Source organism: Methylobacterium persicinum, from assembly GCF_022179525.1.
GTDB lineage: Bacteria > Pseudomonadota > Alphaproteobacteria > Rhizobiales > Beijerinckiaceae > Methylobacterium > Methylobacterium persicinum.
In genome coordinates this window covers 241,574-267,319 of record NZ_BPQX01000037.1, presented here as the reverse complement: position 1 = coordinate 267,319, position 25,746 = coordinate 241,574, and the positions used below count along the sequence as shown (strand labels likewise).

At 68.6% G+C, this 25,746-nt stretch carries 24 protein-coding genes; 7 read left to right on the top strand and 17 right to left on the bottom strand.

What is annotated here, in order from left to right; all coding sequences use genetic code 11:
* Positions 1-10 precede the first annotated feature (10 nt).
* Both MFF22_RS17385 and MFF22_RS17380 read right to left on the bottom strand, forming a co-directional pair.
* Positions 11-1,042, bottom strand: a complete 1,032-nt coding sequence (locus MFF22_RS17385) for an NAD-dependent epimerase/dehydratase family protein (RefSeq protein ID WP_238250246.1) — start codon at positions 1,040-1,042, stop codon at positions 11-13.
* Positions 1,043-1,074: 32 nt separating this feature from the next.
* A complete protein-coding gene (locus MFF22_RS17380) occupies positions 1,075-2,271 on the bottom strand; it encodes a glycosyltransferase family 87 protein (RefSeq protein WP_238250245.1) in 1,197 nt (398 codons plus the stop codon).
* Between the two features lie 161 nt (positions 2,272-2,432).
* Here MFF22_RS17380 and MFF22_RS17375 point away from each other — a divergent pair, with 161 nt between their 5' ends.
* On the top strand, positions 2,433-4,208 hold the full coding sequence (locus MFF22_RS17375) for a hypothetical protein (protein WP_238250244.1): 1,776 nt from the start codon (positions 2,433-2,435) through the stop codon (positions 4,206-4,208).
* Between the two features lie 18 nt (positions 4,209-4,226).
* On the opposite strand, the gene MFF22_RS17370 is transcribed toward MFF22_RS17375, so the two are convergent.
* The 7 genes from MFF22_RS17370 to MFF22_RS17340 form a co-directional block, all read right to left on the bottom strand.
* Positions 4,227-5,456, bottom strand: coding sequence for a molybdopterin molybdotransferase MoeA (locus MFF22_RS17370; RefSeq protein WP_238250242.1), 1,230 nt, complete (start codon positions 5,454-5,456; stop codon positions 4,227-4,229).
* Positions 5,457-5,468: 12 nt separating this feature from the next.
* Positions 5,469-5,951 (bottom strand): cyclic pyranopterin monophosphate synthase MoaC, encoded by a 483-nt coding sequence (gene moaC, locus MFF22_RS17365; protein ID WP_238250241.1) that lies wholly within the window; start codon positions 5,949-5,951, stop codon positions 5,469-5,471.
* Positions 5,948-6,805, bottom strand: coding sequence for an indole-3-glycerol phosphate synthase TrpC (gene trpC / locus MFF22_RS17360; protein ID WP_238250240.1), 858 nt, complete (start codon positions 6,803-6,805; stop codon positions 5,948-5,950). The genes moaC and trpC overlap by 4 nt, the downstream gene beginning before the upstream one ends.
* Positions 6,802-7,839, bottom strand: coding sequence for an anthranilate phosphoribosyltransferase (gene trpD / locus MFF22_RS17355; protein WP_238250238.1), 1,038 nt, complete (start codon positions 7,837-7,839; stop codon positions 6,802-6,804). Before trpD ends, trpC begins: the two co-directional genes overlap by 4 nt.
* Before the next feature lie 32 nt (positions 7,840-7,871).
* On the bottom strand, positions 7,872-8,486 hold the full coding sequence (locus MFF22_RS17350; RefSeq protein WP_238250235.1) for an anthranilate synthase component II: 615 nt from the start codon (positions 8,484-8,486) through the stop codon (positions 7,872-7,874).
* Between the two features lie 72 nt (positions 8,487-8,558).
* Positions 8,559-10,079, bottom strand: a complete 1,521-nt coding sequence (gene trpE, locus MFF22_RS17345; RefSeq protein WP_238250234.1) for an anthranilate synthase component I — start codon at positions 10,077-10,079, stop codon at positions 8,559-8,561.
* On the bottom strand, positions 10,079-11,980 hold the full coding sequence (locus MFF22_RS17340; protein WP_238250233.1) for a peptidyl-prolyl cis-trans isomerase: 1,902 nt from the start codon (positions 11,978-11,980) through the stop codon (positions 10,079-10,081). The genes trpE and MFF22_RS17340 overlap by 1 nt, the downstream gene beginning before the upstream one ends.
* A gap of 215 nt (positions 11,981-12,195) precedes the next feature.
* Between MFF22_RS17340 and tpiA the strand changes: the two genes are divergently transcribed.
* From tpiA to MFF22_RS17310, 6 genes are all read left to right on the top strand, one after another.
* Positions 12,196-12,957: a triose-phosphate isomerase gene (gene tpiA, locus MFF22_RS17335; RefSeq protein ID WP_238250232.1), complete on the top strand. Its 762-nt coding sequence runs from the start codon at positions 12,196-12,198 to the stop codon at positions 12,955-12,957.
* A gap of 145 nt (positions 12,958-13,102) precedes the next feature.
* Positions 13,103-14,020: a polyphosphate kinase 2 gene (gene ppk2, locus MFF22_RS17330; protein ID WP_238250231.1), complete on the top strand. Its 918-nt coding sequence runs from the start codon at positions 13,103-13,105 to the stop codon at positions 14,018-14,020.
* A gap of 155 nt (positions 14,021-14,175) precedes the next feature.
* The gene (secG, locus tag MFF22_RS17325; RefSeq protein ID WP_238250230.1) at positions 14,176-14,598 is read left to right on the top strand and encodes a preprotein translocase subunit SecG; all 423 of its coding nucleotides are present in this window, start codon (positions 14,176-14,178) and stop codon (positions 14,596-14,598) included.
* Between the two features lie 163 nt (positions 14,599-14,761).
* Entirely contained in the window at positions 14,762-16,390 is a 1,629-nt protein-coding gene (gene pyrG / locus MFF22_RS17320; protein ID WP_238250229.1) for a CTP synthase, read from the top strand.
* A 289-nt stretch (positions 16,391-16,679) separates the two neighbouring features.
* Positions 16,680-17,132, top strand: coding sequence for a DNA polymerase III subunit chi (locus tag MFF22_RS17315; protein ID WP_238250227.1), 453 nt, complete (start codon positions 16,680-16,682; stop codon positions 17,130-17,132).
* Positions 17,132-18,688: a S10 family peptidase gene (locus MFF22_RS17310; protein ID WP_370877510.1), complete on the top strand. Its 1,557-nt coding sequence runs from the start codon at positions 17,132-17,134 to the stop codon at positions 18,686-18,688. Before MFF22_RS17315 ends, MFF22_RS17310 begins: the two co-directional genes overlap by 1 nt.
* Positions 18,689-18,794: 106 nt before the next feature.
* Here the strand turns inward: MFF22_RS17310 and MFF22_RS17305 are convergent, their stop codons facing one another.
* The 8 genes from MFF22_RS17305 to hemA form a co-directional block, all read right to left on the bottom strand.
* Entirely contained in the window at positions 18,795-19,172 is a 378-nt protein-coding gene (locus tag MFF22_RS17305) for a DUF423 domain-containing protein (protein WP_238250224.1), read from the bottom strand.
* Positions 19,169-19,831: a ribosome biogenesis GTP-binding protein YihA/YsxC gene (gene yihA, locus MFF22_RS17300; protein WP_238250220.1), complete on the bottom strand. Its 663-nt coding sequence runs from the start codon at positions 19,829-19,831 to the stop codon at positions 19,169-19,171. Before yihA ends, MFF22_RS17305 begins: the two co-directional genes overlap by 4 nt.
* 1 nt (position 19,832) lies before the next feature.
* Positions 19,833-21,704 carry a membrane protein insertase YidC gene (gene yidC, locus MFF22_RS17295; protein ID WP_238250218.1) on the bottom strand — a complete coding sequence of 624 codons (1,872 nt, stop codon included), beginning with the start codon at positions 21,702-21,704 and terminating at the stop codon, positions 19,833-19,835.
* Positions 21,694-22,164 (bottom strand): ribonuclease P protein component, encoded by a 471-nt coding sequence (rnpA, locus tag MFF22_RS17290; RefSeq protein WP_238250216.1) that lies wholly within the window; start codon positions 22,162-22,164, stop codon positions 21,694-21,696. The genes yidC and rnpA overlap by 11 nt, the downstream gene beginning before the upstream one ends.
* Before the next feature lie 77 nt (positions 22,165-22,241).
* Entirely contained in the window at positions 22,242-22,376 is a 135-nt protein-coding gene (gene rpmH / locus MFF22_RS17285) for a 50S ribosomal protein L34 (protein WP_238205808.1), read from the bottom strand.
* 183 nt (positions 22,377-22,559) lie between these two features.
* Positions 22,560-23,105 carry an adenine phosphoribosyltransferase gene (locus tag MFF22_RS17280; protein ID WP_238250215.1) on the bottom strand — a complete coding sequence of 182 codons (546 nt, stop codon included), beginning with the start codon at positions 23,103-23,105 and terminating at the stop codon, positions 22,560-22,562.
* Positions 23,106-23,250: 145 nt separating this feature from the next.
* A complete protein-coding gene (locus MFF22_RS17275; RefSeq protein WP_238250214.1) occupies positions 23,251-24,051 on the bottom strand; it encodes an inositol monophosphatase family protein in 801 nt (266 codons plus the stop codon).
* Between the two features lie 263 nt (positions 24,052-24,314).
* On the bottom strand, positions 24,315-25,583 hold the full coding sequence (gene hemA / locus MFF22_RS17270) for a 5-aminolevulinate synthase (RefSeq protein ID WP_238250323.1): 1,269 nt from the start codon (positions 25,581-25,583) through the stop codon (positions 24,315-24,317).
* Positions 25,584-25,746: the final 163 nt, after the last annotated feature.

The window sequence follows — 25,746 nt, the reverse complement described above, 5'->3', positions numbered from 1 at the left end:
TTTGCTGTCGTCACGACACCCATTTCAGGACGCGGATAACGCCCATATCCGCCGGACGGCGATGGGCCGAAACGTTGCTCCGGCCGGCGATCTCGGCCCGGTTCGCCACGTAGTAGCGATAGGCGGCCAGCAGCATGTCGCCGTTCGTCAGGGTGGGCCGCCAGCCGAGGTCGGCCTTGATCTTGGCCGTGTCGAACACGAAGCTCTCGGCGATCATCCGGTAATGGTACGGCCCCAGGGGTGAGACGCGCAGGGCATGGGCCGCGCGCATGGCCAGGAGTGTGGGCCGGAGGGGCAGGTGCGCCGTGCGCGCCGCCGTGCCAGCATGGGCGATGACGTGCTCGAACGTCTCGCGCATCGAGCCGACCTCGTCCGCCCCGATGCCGAACACCCCCGAGGCGCCCTGCCGCCATGCCAGCAGCATCGCCGCGATGAGGTCCTTTGCGTAGATGAACTGGTAGCGGTTGCTGCCCTCCCCTACGAGCCAGACGCGCCGCCCCTCGCGGATGAAGTCGAACAGGATGGCGAGGAGGCCGAGCCGCCCCTCGTCGATGATGGTCGGGGAGCGGATGACCGTGGTGGCGAAATCGCCGGCATGGGCCGCCAGGATCCGTTCGCCCTCGAGCTTGCTGGCGCCATAGATCTCGCAGGGCGCGGGCGCGTCGTCCTCCCGCACCGGCCGGTCGAAGCCCCGGGCCCAGAGGCAGTTGCTCGAGATGTAGACGAGGCTGCGAATGCCCGCCGCCTTGGTCGCCTGGGCGAGGACGCGGGTGCCTTCGACGTTGCTCGCCCAGAGGTCCCGGGGCTTGATCGTGCCGTGGGCCAGCAGGGCCGCGCAGTGGAACACGGCTTCGTGCCCCGGCATCACCCTGTCGAGGAGCGCGGCATCCCGGATGTCGCCGACGACGGCGGTGAAGTTCGGCGCCGCGAAGGTGGCGGGGAGAAGATCGACGCTGGTGACGGTGTGCCCGTCACCCAGCAGGCGTTGGACGAGGAGCGAACCGAGGAAACCCGAGCCGCCCGTGACGAGAACGCGTGCCATCTGTGACCGCCGGAGCTGAGGGTTCGAGGGGATCAGGCCGCCGCGTCGAGCGTGGCTTGGCGAGGCGCTTCGGCCTCCTTGGGTCCGAGCAGCCGAAAGCCCTGGGCGATGAGGGCACCGGGCACCAGCACGCCGAGGATCGGCATATCGAAGACGATGAGGAGGCGGGCCAGCGGCGTCAGCAGCCACGCCGCCACGGTGACCGGCGCCGCGCCGGGCTCCCGGCCGAGCACGACGAGCGTCAAGGCCGGAGCGGCGATGGCGAGGTCGTAGTGGGACACGTAAGGCTGCATGACGAGGGCGCCAAGGACCACCACGAGAAGGCAGCCGGGCTCCCCTGCTCCGCGGCGCAAAGCGGCGACGCCGCAGGCGAGGCTCACAGCGGCCACCACCCCCTGGATCGCCCAGGCGAGCGGCGCTGCAACACCCGAGTAGCGCGCCGCGAAATAGGCGGTGACCGCGGTTTCGATCATCTTGGCGTCGAACCCGGTGACGAAAGAACTCTGCATCGGCATCGTGATCATCACGAAGCGTTGCCAGACCTCGATCCCGAAGAGGCCCGCCGACACGACCGCCAGAACGAGGCTGAACCCCACGCCGAAGACGAGGCAGCGCCATTGCCCGGCGCAGAAGAGCATCAGGCCGATGGCGCAGGCGAATTGCGGCTTCATCGACAGGATGGCCATGCAGAGCCCCGCCAGGAGCGGGCGGCGCGGCGCCTCGAGCACCGCGACGGTCGTCGCTAGGGCCAACAGACCGCCGAAATGGCCGTACATCATCATCGCCACGGCGGGCGGCGACAGGCAGACCGCGAGGAGGATCCCCCGTGCCGGCGCTCCGCGAAGGAGCAGCCGGGTCGCCAGGGCGAGGCAGGCGAGGTTAAACGCGGTCCAGAGGAGCACGGCCGGCAGGAAGGGCAGCATCGAGAAGGGCGCGAACAAAAGCATCGCATGCGGCGGGTAGACGAAGAGGAGGCCCGGATCGCGGGCCAGACCGAAGGTCGCCCTGATCGTCTCCGCGTAGGCCGGCAGGTCGATCAGCATCGCCCCCTGCCCTGCCATCACGAGGCGCGGCGCCAACCAGAAGTTCACGAAATCCCGGCCCAGCGGCGCTCCAATGAACCAGCCGTGGACGTTCCAGGGCGCCATCAGAAGCCAGGATGCCGCCGACACCACGCCGCCGCCTGCGAGAACCGCAAGCTGCCGCCGCTGGACGATCTGTGTGGTCATGGAGTCGGCTCCGCGCTGGCACAACGCTAGGCCTCGGGAACTGACGTTTGGTTAACCCAACGATGGTTCGTGAACCGGAAGTCGTCGGCTGTGCCTCAACGGATTCTTTCCGCCGGAGGTCCAGCATCCGGGACCTTCGCGCCCGGTAGGGAATGTCGATCATGCCGGATCAGGCCCCGCTGGCCTCCGTGCCGGCGGCACGGATCCAGCCGACCACGCTGCTGTGGCTGTTCGCCTGCTTCGGCCTCGCGACCATGAACGCGCCGGCCGATGTGGCCGCGACGCTGCACCATCTCCAAGTGCCCGACCCCGACGACGCGATGCGCCTCGCGCAGGTCCGCGATCTCGTGAACGGTCAGGGCTGGTACGACCTCGTCCAGCACCGGTTTGGCCCGCCTTCGGGCATCCTGAGCCATTGGTCGCGGCTGGTGGACGCGCCCATGGCCGGGCTGATCCTGCTCCTCGCGCCCTTGTTCGGGCATCCCATAGCGATGGGCATCGCCGCCGCGTTCTGGCCGATGCTGTTGTTCTGCGTATACGGCGTCGTCCTGTACGGGGGGACGCGGCGGACCTTCGGCACCCGCGCGGCCATCCTCGCGCTGGTAATCGCGACGCAAACGGTGGGCATCGCGGTGCAATTCGCCGCCGGGCGGGTCGATCACCACGGGCTGCAACTGACGATCGTCCTCGGCCTCGCCTTCACGATCATGCAAGGCGGCTTCAGGGCCGGACTTGCGGGCGGTGCGCTGGCGGCGGCATCCCTCGCCGTGGGGCTGGAAGGGCTGCCTTACATCGCCGTAGCGGCACTCCTTCTCACCGGGGATTGGGTGCTGCGCGGGCGGCCGGCCTCGGCGACCCTAACCGGCTTCGGCCTGGGCCTCGGCCTCGCCGCGCCGCTGCTCTTCGCCGGGCAGACGGATCCTGGGCGCTGGGGCGCCACCGCCTGCGATGCCCTCTCGCCGCCCTGGCTGTACCTCGCCTGCGGAGGCTGCGGCCTGACCCTCGCCTGCGCCGGGTGGGGCCGGCGGTCGAGGGGCAAGGTCGATCGCCTCGCGGTGGTTGCCATCCTAGGGGCGGCGCTGGTCGCGGGCTTCGCGTCATTCTTCTCGATCTGCCTCGCGGGGCCGTTCACGGGCATGTCCGACCTCGTCCGGGAGCACTGGCTGCTCAAGGTCAACGAGATGACGAGCGCCCGGACGTTCATCGCCCGGGGGCAATGGGAGGCTTTGGCGTTCTACCCGGTGCTGCTCATCGCGACCCTGGTGGCATCCCGCTTCGCGTTGCGCGGCCGACCCTGGCTCGTCGCCGCGGCCTTCCTCTGGCCCGGCCTGATCCTCGGGCTGGTGGAGTTCCGCGGGATCTACGTCGCCAGCGGTCTCGTCCCGTTCGTCGCCGCCGCCTTCATCGAACGCGTGCTCGCCCATGCGGCGCAGCGGCCTTCGCGGCGGCGGTGGGGTGAGGCCGCCCTCGCCGCGGGCCTCGTCAGCACCATCTGGATCGCCCCCGCTGCCCTCGGCGAGGCTTTGTTCCCCTGGACCCGGACCGCTGCCGATCCGCAGAAGGCGAAGGCTTGCCTGACTGACGACGCCCTCCAGGGCCTCGCATCCCTGCCCCCCGGTGCCGTCCTGGCGCCCGTCTTCATGGGTCCGGCGATCCTGCTCCATACGGCGCATTCGGTGATCGCGGCACCCTATCACCGGGCGGTGCCGGAGATCGCGGCCTCCCTCGAAGGGCTCGGCGGAACCGAGGCCGACCTGCGCCGGGTGCTGACGCAGCGCCATGTGGCCTACGTCGTCTCCTGCCGGGCCCGGCCGGCGGACGATCTCCAACCCGAGACCGCCTTCGCCACCCGCCTCGCCCAAGGCACGGCGTCGGCGGACTGGCTGCGGCCGGAACCGTTGCAGGGCGCGGTGAAGGTCTGGCGGGTCACGCCCTGAACGGCGTGACGGGCGGGCTCACACCAAGCGCCGGTCCAGGCGGATGATCCGGCACGGGTCTCCGGCCGTGGCAGCGGAGGCGTGGGGCTCGCGGACGAGGAGGGCCTCCGAGCGGCCGAGCACTGCGAGCATCGAGGAATCCTGCCGGTTCTCAGGCGTAACCACGGGGAGCCGGCCCCCTTCGACGGCGAGGCTCGCGCGCATGTAGTCGGCCCGACCGTCATTGGCCGGCAGATCGCGGCCCAGGATCGCCGGCTCGCTCCGGTCCGCGCGGGCCTGCGGATCGCCGAGCATCGACCGGATCGCCGGAACGACGAACAGCAGGCCGCACACGATGGAGGAGACCGGGTTCCCCGGCAGCCCGATCACGAGCATGTCGCCCAGGCGGCCATGCATCAGCGGCTTGCCCGGCCGCAGGGCGACACGCCAGAACCCCAGCTCCAGGCCCTCCCGGGCGAGGGCGGCCTGGACTAGGTCGTGGTCGCCCACGGACGCTCCGCCGAGGGTGACGAGGAGGTCCGCCTGCGCATTCCTGGCCCGGCGGAAGGCTGCTTCCAGGGCTGCGTGGTCGTCGGCGGCGATGCCGAGGTCGATCGCCTCCGCCCCTGCTTCCTCCGCGAGGGCGGCGAGGGCGAGACTGTTCGAGGCGACGATCTGGTCCCAGGCGGGGGTCGCGCCCGGTTCCACCAACTCGTCACCCGTCGCCAGGATCGCGACCCTCGGGCGGCGGCGAACCTCCACGGCCGGATGCCCGGACGCTGCCGCCAGGGCGAGGCGGCGGGCGTCGAGCGACAGACCCGCATTCAACAAAGTCTGGCCCGATGCAAAGTCCAGCCCCTCGCGACGAATGAAACGGCCGGGCTCCACCGCCTCGCGGACCCGGATCGTCTCCCCCTCCGCGTCGGCATCCTCCTGGATGAGGATCGCGTCGGCACCCTCGGGGACAGGCGCGCCAGTGAAGATCCGCACGGCTTCGCCCGCGCCGACCATGCCCGTGAAGCCGTGGCCGGCTGCGCTGGTGCCACTGAGGCGGAGCGCGGCGCCGACCGTACCGGCATCCGCCGCCCGCACGGCGTAGCCGTCCATGGCGGAGGCGGCGAAGGGCGGTTGCGTCCGGTTCGAGACGATTGGCGCCGCCAGGACCCGCCCGGCGGCTTGGACGAGAGGCACGGTCTCGGCCTCCACGGGACGGCGGACGCTCGCCAGAACCCTCGCCAGAGCCTCGGCGACGGGAATCAGACCGTTCATCGACCGGACCTCCTAAACGTCCGCCCGGTAGGCGCCGGACCGGCCGCCATCCTTGGCGAGCAGGCGGATCCCCTCGATGCGCATGCCCCGGTCCACCGCTTTCACCATGTCGTAGACGGTGAGGCAGGCGAGGGAGACGGCTGTGAGCGCCTCCATCTCCACGCCGGTCGGCCCCTGGACCCGCACCTCGGCGGTGATCCGAAGGCCGGGGAGCGAGGCGTCCTCCTCGCATTCCACCTTCACCTTCGACAGCAGGAGCGGATGGCAAAGGGGAATCAGTTCATGGGTCCGCTTGGCGGCCATGATGCCGGCGAGGCGGGCCGTGCCGATGACGTCCCCCTTCTTGGCATCGCCCTCCCGGATCAGGGCCAGGGTCTCGGCGAGCATCACCACGCGGCCTTCCGCCCGGGCCGTCCGGGTCGTTGCCGGCTTGTCCGTGACATCGACCATGTTGGCCGCGCCGGCCGCGTCGAGATGGGTGAGGCCGCCGCTCATGCGCCGGCCTTGCCCTTGCCGGCACCGAAGAGAAGTTCGCGGGTGGCCGCGGCCACGTCGGCCTGCCGCATCAGGCTCTCGCCGACGAGGACCGTGTCGAGGCCGTGCGCGGCAAGCCGCTCGACGTCGGCATGGCTGACGATGCCGCTCTCGGCCACGGCGATCCGGTCGTCGGGGATGCCGGGCTTCAGGCGCAGCGCGTTGTCGAACGACACCTCGAAAGTCTTCAAATTGCGGTTGTTTACGCCGACCAGGGCCGTGCCGAGCGGCAGGGCGCGGGCCAGCTCCGCCTCGTCATGGACTTCCGCCAGCACATCCATGCCGAGCTCGTGAGCGGTCGCCACCAAGTCGCCGGCCTCGTCGTCGTCGAGGCAGGCCATGATGACGAGGATGCAATCCGCGCCCCAGGCCCGGGCCTCGTAGACCTGATAGGGCTCGAACATGAAGTCCTTGCGCAGCACCGGCAGGCGACAGGCCTTCCGTGCGGCGATCAGATAGTCCGCCTTGCCCTGGAAGGAGGGCTCGTCCGTGAGCACCGACAGACAGGTCGCCCCGCCGGCCTCGTAGGCCTCGGCCAGGGCCGCCGGATCGAAATCCGCGCGGATCAGTCCTTTGGAGGGCGAGGCCTTCTTCACCTCCGCGATGAGGGCCGTACGACCCTCGGCGCGATGCGTCCGGATGGCGGCGGCGAAGCCCCGGGGCGGATCGGCCTGCGCCACCTTCTTCTCGAGCTTGGCCAGGGGAATGCGCAGCTTCGCCTCGGCGATCTCCCGCCGCTTATAGGCTTCGATCCGCGCGAGAACGTTGGGCCGCTCGGGCGCTTCGGGAGCGGCCTCTTGCGTCAGCGAGGTCATCGGCTCTCCTGCCCGAACGCGCATGATTGCGACACGTGGACCAGCCGCGCGAGGGTAGCGCGGCCTGCACCGGAATCGACGGCATCCTGCGCCCGCCCGACCCCTTCCGCCAGGGTCTGCGCGGCCCCCGCGACGACGAGGGCCGCCCCCGCGTTGACAACCGCGATATCCCGGTAAGCGTTTCGTGCCCCGGCGAGGACCGCTTCCAACGCCTTGGCGTTGTGGGTCGGATCCCCGCCCCGCAACTCCTCCGGCGCCCAGAGCGTCAGCCCGAGATCGCGCGGGTCGATGCTAAAGCGCTCGATCCGCCCGTCCTCCAGGGACACGACGCCCGTAGGGCCGGTCACGGTAATCTCGTCGAGGCCGTCCGAGCCGTGCACGGTCCAGACCCGGCGGCTGCCGAGTTCGGCCAGCACCCGGGTCAGCGGTTCGGCACGTGCGCCGTCGGCGACGCCGAACAATTGCCGGGTGACGCCCGCCGGATTGCAGAGGGGCCCGAGGAGATTGAAGATCGTGCGCACCGGCAGTTCCGCCCGCACGGCCGCCACGTGGCGCATGGCGCCGTGATGGGTCTGGGCGAACAGGAAGCACAGGCCGGCTTCCGCGAGACAGCGCTCCTGCCCCGCCGGATCGAGCCCGATCGTCACGCCGAGGGCGGCCAGCACGTCGGCTGCTCCGGACCGCGATGTCGCCGCCCGGTTGCCATGCTTGGCGACGGGGACCCCGCAGGCGGCGACGAGGATGGCCGCAAGGGTCGAGACGTTGACGCTGCCCGAATGGTCGCCGCCGGTGCCGACCACATCCACCGCCTCCGGCGGCGCCGTCACGCGGATCATGCGCGCCCGCATCGCCTCCGCGGCGCCGACGATCTCCTCCACCGCCTCGCCGCGAAGCTTGAGCACCGTGAGGAACGAGGCCGCCTGGACGGGAGTGACCTCCCCGGACAACAGCAGGTCGAAGGCCGCGCGCGCGTCGGCACGTTCGAGGGTCTGGCCCCCGGCGACCTTGGCGAGGAGCGGTCTGAAGCTGTCCATCGGATTCGTCGCGGGGTGGCGGTGCCGCGGCGTCAATGCACGGCGGCGGCGGCCCTGTCACGCCCTGCGTTCCATGCCCGGGCGAGATCGAGGAAGTTCTTCACGATTTCGGCGCCGTGCTGGGAACGGATGCTCTCTGGATGGAACTGCACCCCGTGCACCGGCAACTCGCCGTGCTGAAGTCCCATGATGAGCCCGTCCGCTTCGGCGGTGACGGCGAGCGACGTGGGGCAGGTCGCCCGGTCGACGACGAGCGAATGGTACCGCGTCGCCTCGAAGCTGTCGTTGATGCCCCGGAAAAGGCCCTTCGCGCCGTGGCGAATGGTCGAGACCTTGCCGTGCAGGGGAAGGGGCGCCCTCACCACGTCACCGCCGAAGGCCTGCCCGATGGCCTGAAGGCCCAGGCACACGCCGAAGATCGGGATCTCTCCCGACAGTTCCCGGACGACGTCGAGGCAGATGCCGGCCTCGTTGGGGCTGCACGGGCCGGGCGAGAGCACCAGGGCGTCCGGCGCCCTGTCCCGGATGTCGGCCACCGAGAGAGCATCGTTGCGCGCCACCTCGATCGAGTCGCAGAGCGGCCCGATCAGGTGGACGAGGTTGAAGGTGAAGCTGTCGTAGTTGTCGATGACGAGGACTTTGGCCATGGCACGGATCCGAACCTCTTCGCGGTTTGGCGGTTCGGCGCGAGTGGGTCAACCGGCGCGGGGCCGGGCCACTCACTGCCCCCGCTTCGCCTGCGCCGCGAAGCGAACCGCCTCTTCCGCAGCGCGGAACAGCGCCTTCGCCTTGTTGACGCATTCCTGCTGCTCTGAGGCCGGATCGGAATCGTAGACGATGCCGGCCCCCGCCTGGACGTGCATCCGCCCGTCCTTCACCACCGCGGTGCGGAGCACGATGCAGGTGTCCATCTCGCCGCCCGCCCCGAAATAGCCGATGCATCCGGCGTAGGGGCCGCGCTTCTGCTTTTCCAATTCGTCGATGATCTCCATCGCCCGCACCTTCGGCGCCCCCGAGACGGTGCCCGCCGGAAAGCCGGCCGCCAAAGCGTCGAGGGGATCGTGCCGCGGGTCGAGGTCGCCCTCGACGTTCGAGACGATGTGCATCACCTGGCTGTAGCGCTCGATGAAGAACTGGTCGGTGACGCGCACGCTGCCGATGCGGGAAACCCGCCCGGCATCGTTGCGGCCGAGGTCGAGGAGCATCAGGTGCTCGGCCCGCTCCTTGGGATCGGCCAGGAGTTCCTCGGCCAGCGCCTTGTCCTCCGTCGGCGTCGCCCCCCGGCGCCGGGTGCCGGCGATCGGGCGGACGGTGACGACCCCATCGCGCACGCGCACCAGGATCTCCGGCGACGAGCAGACGATCTGGAAACCCTCGAAATCGAGGTAGCATAGGAACGGCGCCGGGTTGGTCCGGCGCAGGGAGCGGTAGAGGGCGAAGGCAGGAAGCGTGAACGGCGCCTCGAACCGCTGCGAAAGCACGACCTGAAACACGTCCCCCGCGACGATGTACTCCTTCGCGCGGGCGACCAGACCGGCGAATTCCTCCGGCGAGGTGTTGGACACCGGCTCTGGCGCGGCGACCGTGGCGAGATCGACCCGCGCCTCGATGGGCAACGGCTCCTCCAGGGCGGCGGCGACCCCGTCGATCCGTGCCAGGGCGGCTTCGTAGGCGGCCCGCGCCGGCACACCCTCCGCCGGGCGCACGGGTGTCACGACGGTGATGACGTCCCTGACGGCGTCGAACACCACCATCAGCCGCGGGCGCAGCAGGATCGCGTCCGGCACCCCGAGGGGATCGGGATTCGGGGCCGGCAGCCGCTCCATCGCCCGGACCATGTCGTAGCCCAGATAGCCGAAGAGGCCCGCCGCCATGGGCGGCAGGTCGCGATCCTCGTCGGGGCCGATGGCGCTCTCGGCGATCAAAGCCCGCAGGCTCGCGAGGGGATGGCGCGGATCCGGTTCGAACCCGGTCAGATCGGGCATGCGGGCCAGGGAGGCGGCGCCGTCCCGGCAGCGCCAGACCAAGTCCGGATCGAGCCCGATCATCGAGTAGCGCCCGCGGACGGCGCCCCCCTCGACCGATTCGAGGAGGAAGGCGGCGCCGGGATGACGGGCGCGCAGCTTCATGAAAGCCGCGACCGGCGTCTCGAGGTCGGCCACCAGGGCGATCTCAAGCAGGCTTGGCCGGCCCGCCTCGTAGGCGACGCGGAAGGCGTCGAAGTCGGGCAGGTCGGACATCAGTACTCGCCGCCAAAGACCTTGCGAAGAGCCGCCTGATCGACCTTCACACCCGCGTTCTTCTGAACGTCGGCGATGTACTGCGACAGCACATCGTCGGCGATGGCCCCTTGGAAGTTCTGGGTGACGGTCTTGTCGCTGGCGCTGTCCGGCACGAAGGCGGGCACGGTGGCGGACGTGACCTTGAAGACGGCGCGGGACACCCCGGACGCGGCGCTTCCCGCCTTCCCGACCGGCGTCGCGAAGATGAGGTTCACGACGTCGGCGGTGAGCATGTCCTTGGGCTGGTTGCGGGAGAGGTCCGACGTCTCCTGCGGATTGACGCCGACCTCCTTGGCCGCAGCCTCGATCGTTTCGCCCTTGTCGAGCTTCTCGACCAGTTCACGCCCCTTGGCCTGGAGGCGCTTGGCGATTTCGGCGGACATCCAGCCGGATCTGGCCGCCTCCTTCACGTCATCGAAGGGCTTGTCGTGTGCGGGATCGATCTTCGTCACATCGTACCAGATGAAGCCGCCAGCCTTGGTCCGCAGGGGCTCGTTGTCGCCGCCGATCTCTGCACGGAACACGGCCGGGAGGGTTGTGTCCGCATCGGGAACGGTGGTGACGCGGTCGCCGTCCGGCGCCTTGCCCTGGGCATCGATCGCCGGAACAGCCACGAGGGGAAGCTTGCGGTCGGCCGCGATGTCGGAGAGGGGCTTCGCGCTGGCGCGCTGATCCTCGATGGCGTCGCGGATGTCGTCGATCTTGTCCCGGGCCCGCTGGAGCGCCAAGGTCTTGCGGATCTCGCCGGCCACCTCGTCGAACGACTTCACGGTACCCGGATCGATCTTCGTGACCCGGAGCAGGACCTCGCCGAACTGGCCCTTCACCGGCTGGCTGACGCCGCCCTCGGGCAGGGCGAAGGCCGCATCCGCCACTGCCCTGTCGAAGAGTTCGTCCTTGGACAACGTGCCGAGGCTCAATTCCTGGCCGCTGGTGCCCCGGGTTTCGGCCACCTGCTCGAAGGTCTTGGTGCCGTTCTCGATCTCGGTGCGGGCAGCCTGCGCGGAGGCCGCGTCGGGGAACACGATCTGCTGGATCGTGCGCTTCTCCGGCGTGCCGTAGCGGCTCTTGTTCAGGTCGTAGGCCTTGCGGGCGTCCTCGTCGCTGATCGTGATGGTCTGAGCCACGGCATCGGGATCGACCACGAGGAAGTTCACCCCCCGGTATTCGGGCGCCCGGAAGCGCTCCTTGTTCGCCTCGTACCAGGTCTTCAGCTCGTCCTCGCCCGGCGGCGGGATCTGCCCGGCATCCGAGGGCGACAGGAACAGGAAGGACACCGCCCGCCGCTCGGTCGTGTAGCGATGCACGGCCTCGCGCAGGGCGACGGGGACGGTCAGGTTGCCGGATACGGCCTCCGCGAGCTGGATCCGCGCGATGACGGAACGCTGCTCGCGTACGAACATGCCCTCGTTGAGGCCGGCGCGCTGCAGGGTTTGGTAGAAGAGCTGCGGCTGGAACTGGCCCTGCTCGTTCTGGAACGACTTTTCCTCGTGGATGGCCCGGAGCACGGCGCTGTCCGGCACAGCGAGGCCGAGATCCCTCGTCTTCTGGTCCAGGGCAGCCTCGGTGATGAGCTGCGACATCACCTGCCGGTCGAGCCCGAGCGACCGGGCCTGTTCGGGCGACAGCGCCCGCTTCAGCTGCACCTGATAGCGCTCCAGCTGATTCTGGTAAGCGTGGCGCACCTGCTCGGTCGAGATCTGCGTGCTGCCGACCGTCGCGACGGCATTGCTGCTTCCGCCGCGGATCAGGTCCTCGACACCGTAGATGCCGATGCCGAACAGCAGCAGCGAGAAGATGATCGCCAACACGATCTTGCCGAGCCAGTGCTCGGAGGCGGCGCGGATGCCCTGCAGCATGGTGTGTCTTGGAAAACGCCGGTTTGGGAAAAGCTGTGTCGCCCGTGGCGATAGACCATTCCCGCCATGAGGCAAAGGCTTGAGCGCCCCCCGCTGCGGCAGGATACGGGGTTGGGTAGACAACCACGGTGAATTTGCCGGCAGACGGTTTGCACGCCCAAGCTGGCTCTGGTACGGCCGCCGGATCATTCGACGGTGACGGAGCGGGGCGAGGGATGACGCAGGGCGGGCGGCGGCCCCTGGTCGCCGGCAACTGGAAGATGAACGGCACGCGGTCTTCGATCGCGGTGGTGGAGCAGATCCGCGAAAACCTATCGCCGGACCTCGCTGCCCGGATCGATGTGCTGATCTGCCCTCCGTCGACCCTCATCGGGTCCTGCGTCGCGGCGACCTACGGCTCTTCGATCGCCATCGGCGGGCAGAACCTTCACGCCCGGACGAGCGGTGCTTTCACCGGCTCGATTTCCGCCGAGATGCTTGCGGATCTCGGGGCCAAGTACGTCATCGTCGGCCATTCCGAGCGGCGCGCCTACCACCACGAGACCGATGACGGCGTCCACGCCAAGGCGCTGGGAGCCCGCCGGGCGGGGCTCTGCGGTATCATATGCGTCGGTGAGACCATCGAGGAGCGCGAACAGGGTCGCGCCCTGGATATCGTCCGCGCGCAGCTTGCCATCGGGCTTCCGAAGGGCGCGACGGCGGCCGACACGGTGATCGCCTACGAGCCGGTCTGGGCGATCGGGTCCGGCCGCACGCCGACGCCGCGGGACATCGCCGAAGTCCACGCGTCCCTGCGCGAGATGCTGGACAAGCTTGCGGGCGACGAGGCTCGGAAGATCCGCATTCTCTACGGCGGCTCGGTGAAGCCGAGCAACGCCCGCGAGATCCTGTCCCTGGACAACGTCGACGGGGCGCTGGTGGGGGGTGCGAGCCTCGTGGCCGAAGATTTCCTGGGGATCTGCGCCGCCTACGCCTGACGAGGCGGCATCGCGGCCCGGGCGTTCCACAGGCCTGCAGGATCTTCTCGGACCGGTGCAACGGTGCATGGGCGACGCGACCTTCGCATGACTGTCACACTGACTTGGTCTTGAAGGCGGGTCCCATCCCGACCGAGAGCGACCGATGTCCGAGGATTTCAGCTCCGCCCCTCCCGCTCTCGTGGAGATGATCCGCCGTGAGCTCCTCGACAGCTACGACGAGGAGCTTGAACAGGAGTTGGAGGACAAGCGCCTCGAGACGATCGACGGCGTCCCCGGCGCCCACGGGGAGCTCGACCGGCGATTCTACTTCCGGGAATTGCTCCGGCTGCAGCACGAGCTCGTCCGCCTGCAGGACTGGGTGCAGCACGAGAAGCTGCGGGTGGTCGTCATCTTCGAGGGTCGCGATTCAGCGGGCAAGGGCGGCGTCATCAAGCGCATCACCCAGCGGCTCAACCCCAGGGTCTGCCGGGTCGCCGCGCTGCCCGCGCCGAACGAGCGCGAACGGACGCAATGGTATTTCCAGCGTTACGTGTCCCATCTCCCGGCCGCGGGCGAAATCGTGCTGTTCGACCGCTCCTGGTACAACCGGGCGGGCGTCGAGCGGGTGATGGGCTTCTGCACCGAGGCCGATGTCGAGGAATTTTTCAGATCGGTGCCGGAATTCGAGCGCATGCTGGTGCGCTCCGGCATCATTCTCCTGAAGTACTGGTTTTCCATCACCGACGAGGAGCAGGCCCTGCGCTTCAATATGCGGATCATGGACCCGCTGAAGCAGTGGAAGCTCTCGCCAATGGATGTCGAATCACGGCGGCGCTGGGAGGACTACACCCGCGCCAAGGAAGACATGCTGGCCCGCACGCACATTCCCGAGGCGCCCTGGTGGGTGGTCGAGGCCGTGGACAAGAAGCGCGCCCGCCTGAACTGCATCAGCCACCTGCTGGGCCAGATCCCCTATGGTGAAGTCGAGCATCCGCCCGTCCACCTGCCGGAGCGCGTGCGGCACGCCGATTATCTCCGGGCGCCGATCCCGGATGAGATGCATGTCCCGGACCGCTATTAAGGCATGGGGAAGCCGCCCTGCGCCGGGCGCGGTTGGCGCAGGGCGCCGCATGGTGTAAGGCCCCGGAGACCTCGATGGTGCGGCGCCGGACGCCGCCCGGCGTCCGTGCCTAGACCTACCCCGGTCGGCGCGGGCGAGCGAAGACCGGATCCCCGATGCAAACCGTCCTGATCGTCGTTCACCTCCTCATCGTCCTCGCGCTGATTGGCGTCGTTCTGCTCCAGCGGTCGGAGGGCGGCCTCGGTCTCGGTGGAGGCGGTGGCGGGGGCGTCGCCGGTTTCATGACCGGCCGGGGGCAGGCCAACGCCCTCACCCGGGCGACGGCGATCCTCGCGGCCATGTTCTTCGTGACGAGCCTGACGCTCGCGGTGATGTCGCATCGCGCGGCGGGACCGAAGTCGATCCTCGATACCGGCGCCGCCGTGCCCGGCGCGCCTGCCAAGCCGGCTGGCACCGCCCCGGCGGGGGCGGACAATCTCCTCGACACGCTGCGCAAGGCGCAAGATCGCACGCCGGAGACGGCACCGGCGCAGCCCGCTCCGGAATCCGGCCCGCCGCCCGCTCCGCAGTCGCGCTAACGTCTTCGCAGGCCGTCCACGGCCTGCGCGCCGCCCTCCTCTGCACGATCGCGCCCGCGGGTCCCGGATCCGCGGACGTTCTGCGTGCCATCCCCAGCCACTGCCGCTTTGCCCGCGCTGACCGTTTGGCAAATGCGGTCGCCTTCTTTATGGATCGAGGCCCATGACGCGGTACGTTTTCATCACCGGCGGCGTGGTCTCCTCCCTCGGTAAGGGGCTCGCCTCGGCGGCCCTCGCAGCGGTGCTTCAGGCCCGGGGCTACCGGGTTCGGATGCGCAAGCTCGACCCCTACCTGAACGTCGATCCGGGCACGATGAGCCCGACCCAGCACGGCGAGGTCTTCGTCACCGACGACGGCGCCGAGACCGACCTCGATCTGGGCCATTACGAGCGCTTCACCGGGGTGCCTGCCTCCCGGGCCGACAACATCACCACCGGCCGCATCTATCAGGACATCATCGCCAAGGAGCGGCGGGGCGATTACCTGGGCGCGACGATCCAGGTCATCCCCCACGTCACCAACGCCATCAAGGACTTCGTCCTCGAGGGGAACGATGCCTTCGATTTCGTGCTGGTCGAGATCGGCGGCACGGTGGGCGACATCGAAGGCCTCCCGTTCTTCGAGGCGATTCGCCAGCTGGGGCAGGAACTTCCCCGGGGCACCACCGCCTTCGTCCACTTGACGCTGCTCCCCTACATCCCAAGTGCGGGCGAGCTGAAGACGAAGCCGACGCAGCACTCCGTGAAGGAGCTTCGGTCCATCGGCATCCAGCCGGACATCCTGCTCTGCCGCTGCGACCGGCCGATCCCCGTGGAGGAGCGGCGTAAGCTCGCCCTGTTCTGCAACGTGCGCGAAACGGCGGTCATCGAGGCCCGGGACGTGGCCTCGATCTACGAGGTGCCCCTCTCCTACCGCACAGCCGGCCTCGACCGGGAGGTGCTCGGCCATTTTGGCCTGGAGCATGGAGACGAGCCGGACCTCGCCCGGTGGCGGACCATCGCGGAGCGGGTGCGCAACCCCGAGGGCGAGGTGTCCATCGCCATCGTCGGCAAGTACACGGGGCTGAAAGACGCCTACAAGTCGCTGATCGAGGCCCTGACCCATGGCGGTATCAACCACCGGGTGAAGGTGAACCTTCAGTGGATCGAGGCTGAGGTGTTCGAGCGGGAGGACCCGGCCCCGTTCCTCGAAGGGCTGAACGGCATCCTCGTACCGGGCGGGTTCGGCCAGCGGGGCGCCGAGGGCAAGATCCGCGCGGCCCGCTACGCCCGTGAGAAAAAGATCCCCTATCTTGGGATCTGCTTCGGCATGCAGATGGCGGTGATCGAGGCCGCCCGTTCCCTGGCGGGGATCCCGGAAGCGAATTCCACCGAATTCGGCGAGACCTCGGAGCCGGTCGTCGGCCTGCTGACGGAGTGGCTGCGCGGCAACGAGTTGGAGCGCCGCCGGGCCGAGGGCGACCTCGGCGGCACGATGCGGCTCGGTGCCTACGAGGCGCATCTCGACCCCGAGTCGAAGATCGCGAGCATCTACGGCTCGAACCAGATCTCCGAGCGTCACCGCCACCGTTACGAGGTCAACATGGCCTATCGGGAGCGGCTAGAGGCGAAGGGCCTGCGCTTCTCCGGCCTTTCGCCGGATGGGCTGCTGCCGGAAACGGTGGAGCATGTCGGCCACCCCTGGTTCATCGGGGTGCAATTCCATCCGGAGTTGAAGTCCCGGCCCTTCGAGCCGCACCCGCTGTTCAAGGGCTTCGTCGGCGCGGCCATCGAGCAGAGCCGCCTGGTCTGAGGCCACGCCTTTACCAAACCCGTCATTGCGAGTGCAGCGAAGCAATGGAGGGACGGGAGGGACGCTCTCGACTGTAGAGCGTCCCTGGATTGTTTCGTTCCTCGCAATGACAGTGCGCGCGGAGGGGGCGCCGTCGCGACCTTTCCGGTCAAGCTCTCGGGATGAAGGGGATGGCCCGGACAAGCCGCCCCCAACCCGGCCTTCGCCATGACTCCCACGGGACGGGGGGGCATGCGACAGTGGCACCGCCCTTCGCGTTCGGGGCTCCGGGCCCTATCTCCCTTGTACCGTGACAGAGATTCTCTTCTACCATCTCCAGCACCAGCCCCTCGAACGGGTCCTGCCGACCCTTGTGGAGCGGTCGCTGGACCGTGGCTGGCAGGCGGCGATCCAGGCGGCGAGCGAGGAACGGCTCTCCGCCCTCGACGACCAGCTCTGGACCTATACCGATGAGAGCTTCCTGCCGCACGCCACCGACCGTGAGCCCAACCAGGCGGCCCAGCCGGTCGTCCTGACCCTGCGCGACGTCAACCCGAACGGCGCCTCGATCCGCTTCCTCGTGGAGGGCGCAGACCTGCCGGCCGATGCGGCCGAGTACGCCCGAATTTGCGTCCTGTTCGACGGGACGGATCAGGACGCCCTGCTGCGCGCCCGGGAACAGTGGCGGCAGGCCAAGGAGGCGGGCCATACGGTGGCCTATTGGCAGCAGGACGAATCCGGCCGCTGGAACAAGAAGGCGTGATGCCCGTCATGAACGCGATCAGAGCCGGCCGCCTCGCGACCGCCATGCTCCTCGGCCTCACCCTGCCCCTGGCGGCACAAGAAGGCCATCACGGGGGGCCCGAGCGCCCGCAGCCTACCCGTCCGCAAGGTCCGGAGGGGCGACGCCTGCCGCCGGACTCGATGACCGATCAGACGGTGACCCTGCCCGACGGGCGCAAGCTGGAATTCACCGCGACTGCGGGCAGCCTGCCCCTCGTGGATGAGGGAGGAAAGCTTCAGGCGGAGATCGGATACATCGCCTTCACGCGGCCTGCAGACGACGGGCGCGAGAGGCCGATCACCTTCGCCATCAACGGCGGTCCCGGCGCGGCCTCGGCCTATCTTAACATCGGCGCGATCGGCCCCTGGCGACTGCCGATTGGCAAGAACAGCATCAGCCCGTCGCAGGATGTCGGCCTCGTTCCGAATGACGGCACATGGCTCGACTTCACCGATCTCGTGTTCATCGATCCTGTCGGCACCGGCTACAGCCGGGCCGCCGATGGGGACGCGAAGAAATACTGGTCGGTGGATACTGATGCGTCGATCCTGGCAGCGGTCATCGCGCGATACCTCCGGGTCAATGGCCGCATGGCGAGCCCAAAATTCTACGTCGGCGAGAGCTACGGCGGATTCCGCGGACCGTTGATTGCCGGGAAGCTTCAGGAGGAGATCGGCGTCGGCCTGTCCGGAATGGTCCTACTTTCGCCGGTGCTCGATTTCGCGTGGCTGGAGCGGCCGCGCACCGATCCGTGGAGCTTCGTGCTGCGCCTGCCCTCCTTGGCCGCCACCGGCCTGGAGCGCAGCGGCCAGACGCCGAGCCAAAGTGCCCTCGCGCCGGCCGAAGAGTATGCGACGGGCTCCTACCTCGCGGATTTGCTGAAGGGGCCCGGCGATGCGGACGCCGTCGGCCGGATCACCGACCGCCTCGCGGGGCTTACGGGGCTCGACCGGGATTTCCTCCGCCGGCAGGCTGGGCGCCCGTCGAGCCGGGGCGTCCAACGGGAACTCGACAAGTCCGCGGGCCGGGTGACGAGCCTCTACGACACCGGCATCACCGGCTGGGACCCCGATCCCGACTCACTCCATTCGGGCTTCGAAGATCCGCAACTGACGGCCCTGCAGGCGCCCCTTACCAGTGCGATGCTCGACCTTTACGCCCGCACGTTGAAATGGCCCGTGCCGAACCAGCGCTACGAGTTGCTCAACACCGCGGTCAACCGGGGCTGGACCTGGGGATCGGGACGGCAGGCCCCTGAGGTGCTCTCGAACCTGAAGGGTGCCCTCTCCTTGGATGGCAAACTGAGGGTCCTCGTGGCGCACGGCGCGACCGATCTTGTCACCCCCTATTTTGCGTCGAAGCTCGAACTCTCGCAGGTGCCCCCCTATGGCGGCGGGCGCCTCGGGCTGTCGGTCTATCCCGGCGGGCACATGTTCTACTTCCGCAGCGCCTCCCGGGCCGCCCTGCATCAGGACGCCGCCGCCCTGTACTCGGCTGCGATAGCGGACAGGCAGGCCGTGCCCACGAGCCGCTGACCAGAACCCTCTCCGTCATTGCGAGCGAAGCGAAGCAATCCAGGGCAGCGGGACGTCTTCAGGCGACGCGCATCCCTGGATTGCTTCGCTGGGCGCGGAATGACGATCAGCGTTCAGCAGGGATGAGCAGCGCCGCCATCCCCACCAGCCATCCGCCCATCAGCGCGAAGCCGCCGCTTGGGGCGGCCATCGGGAACAGGGCGTGGCCGGCGAGTGCGCGCAAGGCGAGATCGCCGCAAAACAGGCATAGACCGATGGCAATGAGCCCCGCTGCCAACCGCGCCAGGGGCGCCCGCACCAATCCGCCCGCGCCGAGCGCCACCAAAGCGAGGATCGCCGGGGCGTGGAACAGCAGAAACTGCGCGGCGATCTTCAGTGAATCCGCACCGGCGATGTGAGCAGCAGCGGCACTCGCAGCGACACCGAGCAGGCCGCAGAGGCAGGCGAAGGCGCCAAGACCCCGCTCAATCGGTGCCAGCCTCATGCCCCGCGCTCGGCCAGCAGACGGGCGACGGCGGCGCGCAGATCCGCCACGCCAAGATCGTCCCGGCTCGATGTGAGGATGATTTCAGGGTAGGCGGCAGGCCGCTTGGACAGGGCTTCGCGGATGCCGGCGAGGCGGGCCTCGATCTGCGCCTTCTTGAGGGAATCGCCCTTGGTCAGGACCACTTGATAGCTCACCGCGGCCTTGTCGAGCCCGTCGAGGATATCGGTATCGATGCTCTTCAGTCCGTGCCGGGAGTCGATGAGCACGAACACACGGGCAAGGTTTGCGCGGCCCTTGAGGTAGGAATGGATCAGCTGGGTCCAGGCCTCGACCTTGGCCTTCTCCACCGCCGCGTAGCCGTAGCCCGGCATGTCCACCAGGGACATCCGGTCGGCCACCTTGAAGAAGTTGAGCTGCTGCGTCCGCCCCGGGGTGTGGGACACCCGCGCCAGGGTGTTGCGGCCGGTCAGGGCGTTGATGAGGCTCGACTTCCCGACATTGGACCGCCCGGCGAAGGCGATCTCGATGCCTTCCATCGGCGGCAACCGGTCGAGGGTCTGCGCGGCCGCGTAGAAGTCCGCGCTGCCGGCAAAAAGCAGGCGGCCGGCCTCGAGGAGGCCGGCCTTCTCGTCGTCGGTGACGTCCGTCGTGTTCACGTCAGCCCTTGGTTGTTGCGGGCTTGGCGGATCCCTTCGCGCCACGCCTGAATGTACGGCGCAGGTTGTCCCATAGCTCCACCTTCACGCCGTTGCGGCGCATAATGACGTATTGCTGAAGGACCGACAGGGTGTTGTTCCACGCCCAGTAGATCACCAGTCCGGCCGGGAACGAGCCGAGCATGAAGGTGAAGATGATCGGCATGAAGGTGAAGATCTGCGCCTGGACCGGGTCCGGCGGCGCGGGGTTCATCTTCATCTGCACGAACATCGTGATGCCCATGATGATCGGCCACACGCCCAGGTGAATCGGGATGTATTCCGGGGGCGTGAAGGGCAGGAGGCCGAACAGGTTGACGATGCTAGTCGGATCGGGCGCCGCGAGGTCGTGGATCCAGCCGAAGAACGGCGCGTGCCGCATCTCGATAGTGATGAACAGCACCTTGTACAGGGCGAAGAAGACCGGGATCTGGATCAGCACCGGCCAGCAGCCGGCCACCGGGTTGATCTTCTCCTTCTTGTACAGCTCCATCATCGCCTGTTGCTGCTTGACCTTGTCGTCCTTGTAGCGCTCGCGGATCGAGGTCATCTCCGGCTGGACGGCCTTCATCTTGGCCATCGAGACGTAGGAGCGGTTGGCGATCGGCAGGAACAGCAGCTTCAGGCAGAAGGTGACGACCAGGATCGACACGCCGAAGTTGCCGACCACATGGTAGATGAAGTCCAGAGCCCGGAACATCGGCTGGGTGATGAACCAGAACCAGCCCCAATCGATCATCAGATCGAAGTGCCGGATCCCGAGATCCTTCTGGTAGGCGTTGATGAGGTTGACCTCCTTGGCGCCGGCGAACAGGCGCTGGGTGGTCTGGGCCGACGCACCGGCCGCGAGGTTCACCGCGTCTCCCCGGGCGCTCGCCTGGTAGACATTGGTGCTGCCGTCGGTGCGGTCGGTGAAGGCGCCGGTATAGGGCGCGTTCTGCTCAGGAATGACGGCGGCGGCCCAGTACTTGTCGGTGATGCCGAGGAAGCCGCCGGTCACGTTGCTGTAGGCCCGGCCCTTGGTATTGGCGCCGCCATAGGCGCCCTCCTTGGCGAGCTTGTCGTAGGTGATCTCCTGCAACCCGTCGTCGCCGAGGTAGCCGATCATGCCCTCGTGCAGGACGTAGTAGCCCTGGGTGTGTGGCTTACCCCAGCGGGACACGAGGCTGTAGGGATAGAGCGTGACCGCGTTGGCGCCCTTGTTCTCCACCGAATCGCGGATGGTGAACATGTACTTGTCGTCCACGGCGACGATGCGCTTGAACGTCAGGCCCTCGCCGTTGTCCCAGGTGAGGGTCACTGGCATCCCCGGGGCAAGGGTCTTGCCGTCGGCGGTCCAGACCGTGTCGCTGGTGGGAAGCTTGCCGGCGTTGGCGCCGACCCAGCCGAACTCCGCATAGTACGGCGTCTCGGTGCCGGCCGGCGAGAAGAGCACGATCTCCGGGCTCTTGGGGTCGATGGTCTCGTGGTAATTCTTCAGGGACACGTCGTCGATGCGACCGCCCTTCAGGTTGATCGAACCGGAGAGGGCCGGGGTCTCGATCGTGACCCGCTGACCCCGCGCCAGGGCGGCCTCCCGGGAAATCGGTCCACCCGGAGGAGTCGGGGCGGTGCCGGCCGCCGGAGCGGCTGGTCCGCCCTCCTTCGGCGAAGCCGAGGGCACGCCATCCGGGGTCACGCCCGGCGGCTGGGCCTGGGCCTGGGCCGCCTTGTTCTGAGCCTCGATCAGGCGCTGCTGCTCGAGGCGCGGCCCGGCCACGAAGTACTGCCATCCGAGCAGCACCAGCAGCGACAGGCCGATGGCCACGAACATGTTCGTCTTGTCATTGCCCATCGGGGACACCAACGCACTTGTTCGGAGAAGCAGGCGGCGCGGCGGGACGCTTTCCGCTTCGGGGGGATGAGGATTTGGATCGGCCGCCGGCATCGCCCGCACCGGCCTTGCCGGGACGGGTCACCGCGGGGATAGCCTGACGGAGGTCGTCGGCAAGCGTCGCGAAGTCCGCATACAGGGCGGGGCGACGGGCGACGAGCACGATGTCGGCGGCGCGGCCTGCCAGATCGGGAGGCAACGCGGCGGCGACATGGGTCACGGCGGCCCGGAGGCGCCGCTTGATTCGGTTGCGCTCGGTGGCATGACCGACACGCTTGGTAACGGTGAAGCCGAGGCGAAGGCCGTCGGCCTCACCGGAGCGCAGGATGCCCTGCGCCGTCATCCGCTCGGTATGGTAGCGGCGGCCCGCGGCAGCGGCCAGGAAATCGGGCCGCTTCTTGAGCCGTTCGATCGTCGCCATCGACCGTTCGATCCCGGCTTCAATGCCCGCAGAAGGGGCCGCGTTCATCACGCGGCGGCGGGGATGACCCGCCCGGCTCAGGCCGACAGGCGCTTGCGGCCGTGGGCGCGGCGACGGGCCAGCACCTTGCGGCCACCAGCGGTCGCCATCCGGGCGCGAAAGCCGTGGCGACGCTTCCGGACGAGCTTGCTCGGCTGATAGGTTCTCTTCATGACGATTGGCCTTCAAAGGTCGAGGCGCGCTCGCGGGCGGCAATGCCGCTCCCGACCTTCACGCGTCCTGCATGTCTCGCAAACACGAAGGGCGCCCTGGTGGGGCGCCCCGTCGCGGGTGGGCGGCTTATGGCGGAAGGGTCGGCACAAGTCAACGTTTTGCAGCCCAAAACGGGCTGGTCCTCAGTGTCCCTCGAACTCCATCAGAGTCCGGACGTCCACGCCCATGTCCCGCAGGCGCTGCGCGCCGCCGATCTCCGGCAGATCGATGACGAAGCAGGCGGCCACGACCTCGGCACCGATCTTCCTGAGCAGGTTGATCGCCGCCGTGGCGGTGCCCCCCGTTGCGATCAGGTCATCGACCAGCAGAACCCGGTCTCCCGGGCCCACGGCGTCCACATGGATCTCGATCTCGTCGGTGCCGTATTCGAGGGCGTAGGCCATCGACACGGTCTTGTGCGGAAGCTTACCGCGCTTGCGGATCGGCACGAAGCCGCAGGACAGCTGGTGGGCAATGGCGCCGCCGAGGATGAATCCCCGCGCCTCGATTCCCGCCACCTGCTTGATGCCCCCACCGGCATAGGGATGGACCAGGGCGTCCACCGCACGGCGGAACGAACGGGGGTCCGACAGGAGCGTGGTGATGTCGCGGAAGACGATGCCGGGCTTGGGATAGTCTGGGATCGAGCGAATCGATTCCTTCAAGGAGATGTGGCGGCGGGCTTCCATGGGGACAACCTTCCCTGACGAACGGGGGGCTTAAAGCAGATGGGCCCGTCGGAGGCCAGCGGGGCGGCCGCTGCCGTCGCTGTGATGCGGCACGGGGGCTTTCCCCCGGGCCGGCTTCTTCCGCGGTCTGGCGCGGCAGTGATGCTCAGGCGGTCGCCTGGGCCTTCTTAAGGATCGCCAGCAGATCGCGGTGGAGGCTCTCGTTGCCGCAGCACACCGAACGGGACGCCAAGGGCTCGGCCGCCCCGTCCGCCGAGGTCACGAAGCCGCCGGCCTCCCGGACCAGGGCGACGCCGCCGGCGAAATCGTAGGTCTGCAGGTCGCGCTCCCAGTAGGCGTCGAGTCGCCCGCAGGCGACGTAGGCGAGGTCCAGCGCCGCCGAGCCCATGCGCCGGGTCCCACCGGAGACGGCCATCACCGACGAGATCTCCCGCAGGAGGCGGGGATGGCTGCCGCGCCCAAGGTACGGCGTGCCGTAACCGACCAAGGCGTCGGCCATGTCAGAGCGGGCCGCCACCCGCAGGCGGCGGTTGTTCAGGTAGGCGCCCTTGCCCCGCTCGGCGACGAAGAGTTCGTCCTTGATCGGATCGAACACCACGCCGGCCACGATTACGCCCTCGCGCTCCAGGCCGATCGAGACCGCGAAATGCGGCACGCCGTGCAGGAAGTTCGACGTGCCGTCGAGGGGATCGACGTGCCACGTGTGGCTCTTGTCGGTCCCTTCGATGATGCCGCCCTCCTCCAGCACCAGGGAGTAGCCGGGCCGGGCCTTCAGCAGCGCGTCACGCACCACTTCCTCCGCCTTGCGGTCGGCGGCGGAGACGAAGTCGCCCGGTCCCTTGCGGGAGACCTGCAGGTTCTCGACCTCGCCGAAGTCGCGCCGCAGGCTGCGGGCCGCCTTGCGCGCGGCATCGACCATCACGGTCATGAGGGGCGAGGAGATCATTGCGTGTCAGACTCTTGCGTCGCGGATTCGCAACGGTGGTTACAGGCAGGCGCCCGAAATGACGAGGCCGGGGGCGATTTCCCTTGGTCCCACCGGGGGGACACTGAGGATGCGGCGCCGCTGCGCTTCGCCGCCCGCCAACGTCGTCATTGCGAGCGCAGCGAAGCAATCCAGGGATCCGCTACGTCTTGCAACGTCCCGCTGCCCTGGATTGCTCCGCTACGCTCGCAATGACGAAGAGGGCATCGGACCTCGAAACTCGGCTATTCCGCCGCCTCGACGAACACCGTACCCGCCCGCGGCAGCCTGAGGGCCGCCCAGGTCTCGCTGAGGGCTTCGGTGAGCCGTGCGATATGGGCCGCATCGTGGAACGGCGACGGGGTGATCCGCAGGCGTTCGGTCCCCCGGGGAACGGTCGGATAGTTGATCGGCTGGATGTAGATCCCGTGCCGTTCGAGGAGGTGGTCCGCCGCCGCCTTGCACAGCTCGGCATCGCCCACCATGACCGGCACGATATGCGTATCCGTCGCCAGCAGCGGAAGGCCGGCCGCGTCCAGGGCGGCCTTCGTCGCGGCGGCCTGACGCTGGTGCGCGGCCCGCTCGGCGCCGGACCGCTTGAGGTAGCGGACGGAGGCGGTCGCCGCGGCGGCGACAGCCGGCGGGAGGGCGGTGGTGAAGATGAATCCGGGCGCGAAGCTGCGCACGGCGTCGCAGATCGCCGCCGAGGCGGTGATGTAGCCGCCGACGCAGCCGAAGCCCTTGGCCAGGGTGCCCTCGATCACGTCGACCCGGTGCATCACGCCGTCGCGCTCGGCGATGCCGGCACCGCGCTCGCCGTAGAGGCCGACCGCATGGACCTCGTCGAGATAGGTCATAGCGCCGTAACGGTCGGCGAGGTCGCAGATCTTGCCGATGGGCGCGATGTCGCCGTCCATCGAGTAGACGGACTCGAACGCGATCAGCTTCGGCCGGTCGCCCGCCTCCCGGAGCAGCTGCTCCAGATGGCCGAGGTCGTTGTGACGGAAGATCTTCTTCTCGCAGCCCGAGTGGCGCACGCCCTCGATCATCGAGTTGTGGTTGAAGGCGTCGGAGAGGATCAGGCAGTTCGGGATGAGCTTGGCGATGGTCGAGATGCCGGCCTGGTTCGAGACGTAGCCCGACGTGAAGACCAGACCCGCCTCCTTTCCGTGGAGATCGGCGAGCTCCCGCTCAAGGTCCACCAGCGGCGAGTTGTTGCCGGCGATGTTGCGGGTTCCCCCAGCGCCGACGCCGCACCGGGCCACGGTCTCGGTCATGGCGCCGACCACGTCGGGATGCTGGCCCATGCCGAGGTAATCGTTGGAACACCACACGGTGATCTCGGTGACCGAGCCGTCCGGCCGGCGCCACTTCGCGGCCGGGAAGTGGCCGGAGATGCGCTCGATATCCGCGAAGACCCGGTAGCGGCGTTCGCTGTGCAGGCCGTCCAACGCGCTTCGGAAGTAGCGATCATATCCGGCACCCGCACGCACCTCCGCCACGGAGGCGAGCATCTTGCCGGGGTTCCGGTGTGCAGGCATTGAGCGTCCTTCGGAAGGGGGTCGTCGCCGGGAGGCTGCATCGAGACGGCGCGTTGTATACAGGCATCGCGCGGATCTGGAACCGCTTCAAGTCGAAGGTCCGCCCAACGCATCCTGCAACCCTCGCCCTCAAGGA

What these genes read in the sequence shown, in the direction of transcription:
- pyrG (WP_238250229.1), top strand. Translation starts at nt 14,762, where the DNA reads ATGACGCGGTACGTTTTCATCACCGGCGGCGTGGTCTCCTCCCTCGGT.
- MFF22_RS17310 (WP_370877510.1), top strand. Translation starts at nt 17,132, where the DNA reads ATGCCCGTCATGAACGCGATCAGAGCCGGCCGCCTCGCGACCGCCATG.
- MFF22_RS17280 (WP_238250215.1), bottom strand. Translation starts at nt 23,105, where the DNA reads ATGGAAGCCCGCCGCCACATCTCCTTGAAGGAATCGATTCGCTCGATC.
- ppk2 (WP_238250231.1), top strand. Translation starts at nt 13,103, where the DNA reads ATGTCCGAGGATTTCAGCTCCGCCCCTCCCGCTCTCGTGGAGATGATC.
- rpmH (WP_238205808.1), bottom strand. Translation starts at nt 22,376, where the DNA reads ATGAAGAGAACCTATCAGCCGAGCAAGCTCGTCCGGAAGCGTCGCCAC.
- hemA (WP_238250323.1), bottom strand. Translation starts at nt 25,583, where the DNA reads ATGCTCGCCTCCGTGGCGGAGGTGCGTGCGGGTGCCGGATATGATCGC.
- moaC (WP_238250241.1), bottom strand. Translation starts at nt 5,951, where the DNA reads ATGAGCGGCGGCCTCACCCATCTCGACGCGGCCGGCGCGGCCAACATG.
- tpiA (WP_238250232.1), top strand. Translation starts at nt 12,196, where the DNA reads ATGACGCAGGGCGGGCGGCGGCCCCTGGTCGCCGGCAACTGGAAGATG.
- MFF22_RS17370 (WP_238250242.1), bottom strand. Translation starts at nt 5,456, where the DNA reads ATGAACGGTCTGATTCCCGTCGCCGAGGCTCTGGCGAGGGTTCTGGCG.
- MFF22_RS17350 (WP_238250235.1), bottom strand. Translation starts at nt 8,486, where the DNA reads ATGGCCAAAGTCCTCGTCATCGACAACTACGACAGCTTCACCTTCAAC.
- yidC (WP_238250218.1), bottom strand. Translation starts at nt 21,704, where the DNA reads ATGGGCAATGACAAGACGAACATGTTCGTGGCCATCGGCCTGTCGCTG.
- MFF22_RS17375 (WP_238250244.1), top strand. Translation starts at nt 2,433, where the DNA reads ATGCCGGATCAGGCCCCGCTGGCCTCCGTGCCGGCGGCACGGATCCAG.
- MFF22_RS17380 (WP_238250245.1), bottom strand. Translation starts at nt 2,271, where the DNA reads ATGACCACACAGATCGTCCAGCGGCGGCAGCTTGCGGTTCTCGCAGGC.
- MFF22_RS17340 (WP_238250233.1), bottom strand. Translation starts at nt 11,980, where the DNA reads ATGCTGCAGGGCATCCGCGCCGCCTCCGAGCACTGGCTCGGCAAGATC.
- MFF22_RS17305 (WP_238250224.1), bottom strand. Translation starts at nt 19,172, where the DNA reads ATGAGGCTGGCACCGATTGAGCGGGGTCTTGGCGCCTTCGCCTGCCTC.
- MFF22_RS17385 (WP_238250246.1), bottom strand. Translation starts at nt 1,042, where the DNA reads ATGGCACGCGTTCTCGTCACGGGCGGCTCGGGTTTCCTCGGTTCGCTC.
- MFF22_RS17275 (WP_238250214.1), bottom strand. Translation starts at nt 24,051, where the DNA reads ATGATCTCCTCGCCCCTCATGACCGTGATGGTCGATGCCGCGCGCAAG.
- trpE (WP_238250234.1), bottom strand. Translation starts at nt 10,079, where the DNA reads ATGTCCGACCTGCCCGACTTCGACGCCTTCCGCGTCGCCTACGAGGCG.
- trpC (WP_238250240.1), bottom strand. Translation starts at nt 6,805, where the DNA reads ATGACCTCGCTGACGCAAGAGGCCGCTCCCGAAGCGCCCGAGCGGCCC.
- trpD (WP_238250238.1), bottom strand. Translation starts at nt 7,839, where the DNA reads ATGGACAGCTTCAGACCGCTCCTCGCCAAGGTCGCCGGGGGCCAGACC.
- secG (WP_238250230.1), top strand. Translation starts at nt 14,176, where the DNA reads ATGCAAACCGTCCTGATCGTCGTTCACCTCCTCATCGTCCTCGCGCTG.
- rnpA (WP_238250216.1), bottom strand. Translation starts at nt 22,164, where the DNA reads ATGGCGACGATCGAACGGCTCAAGAAGCGGCCCGATTTCCTGGCCGCT.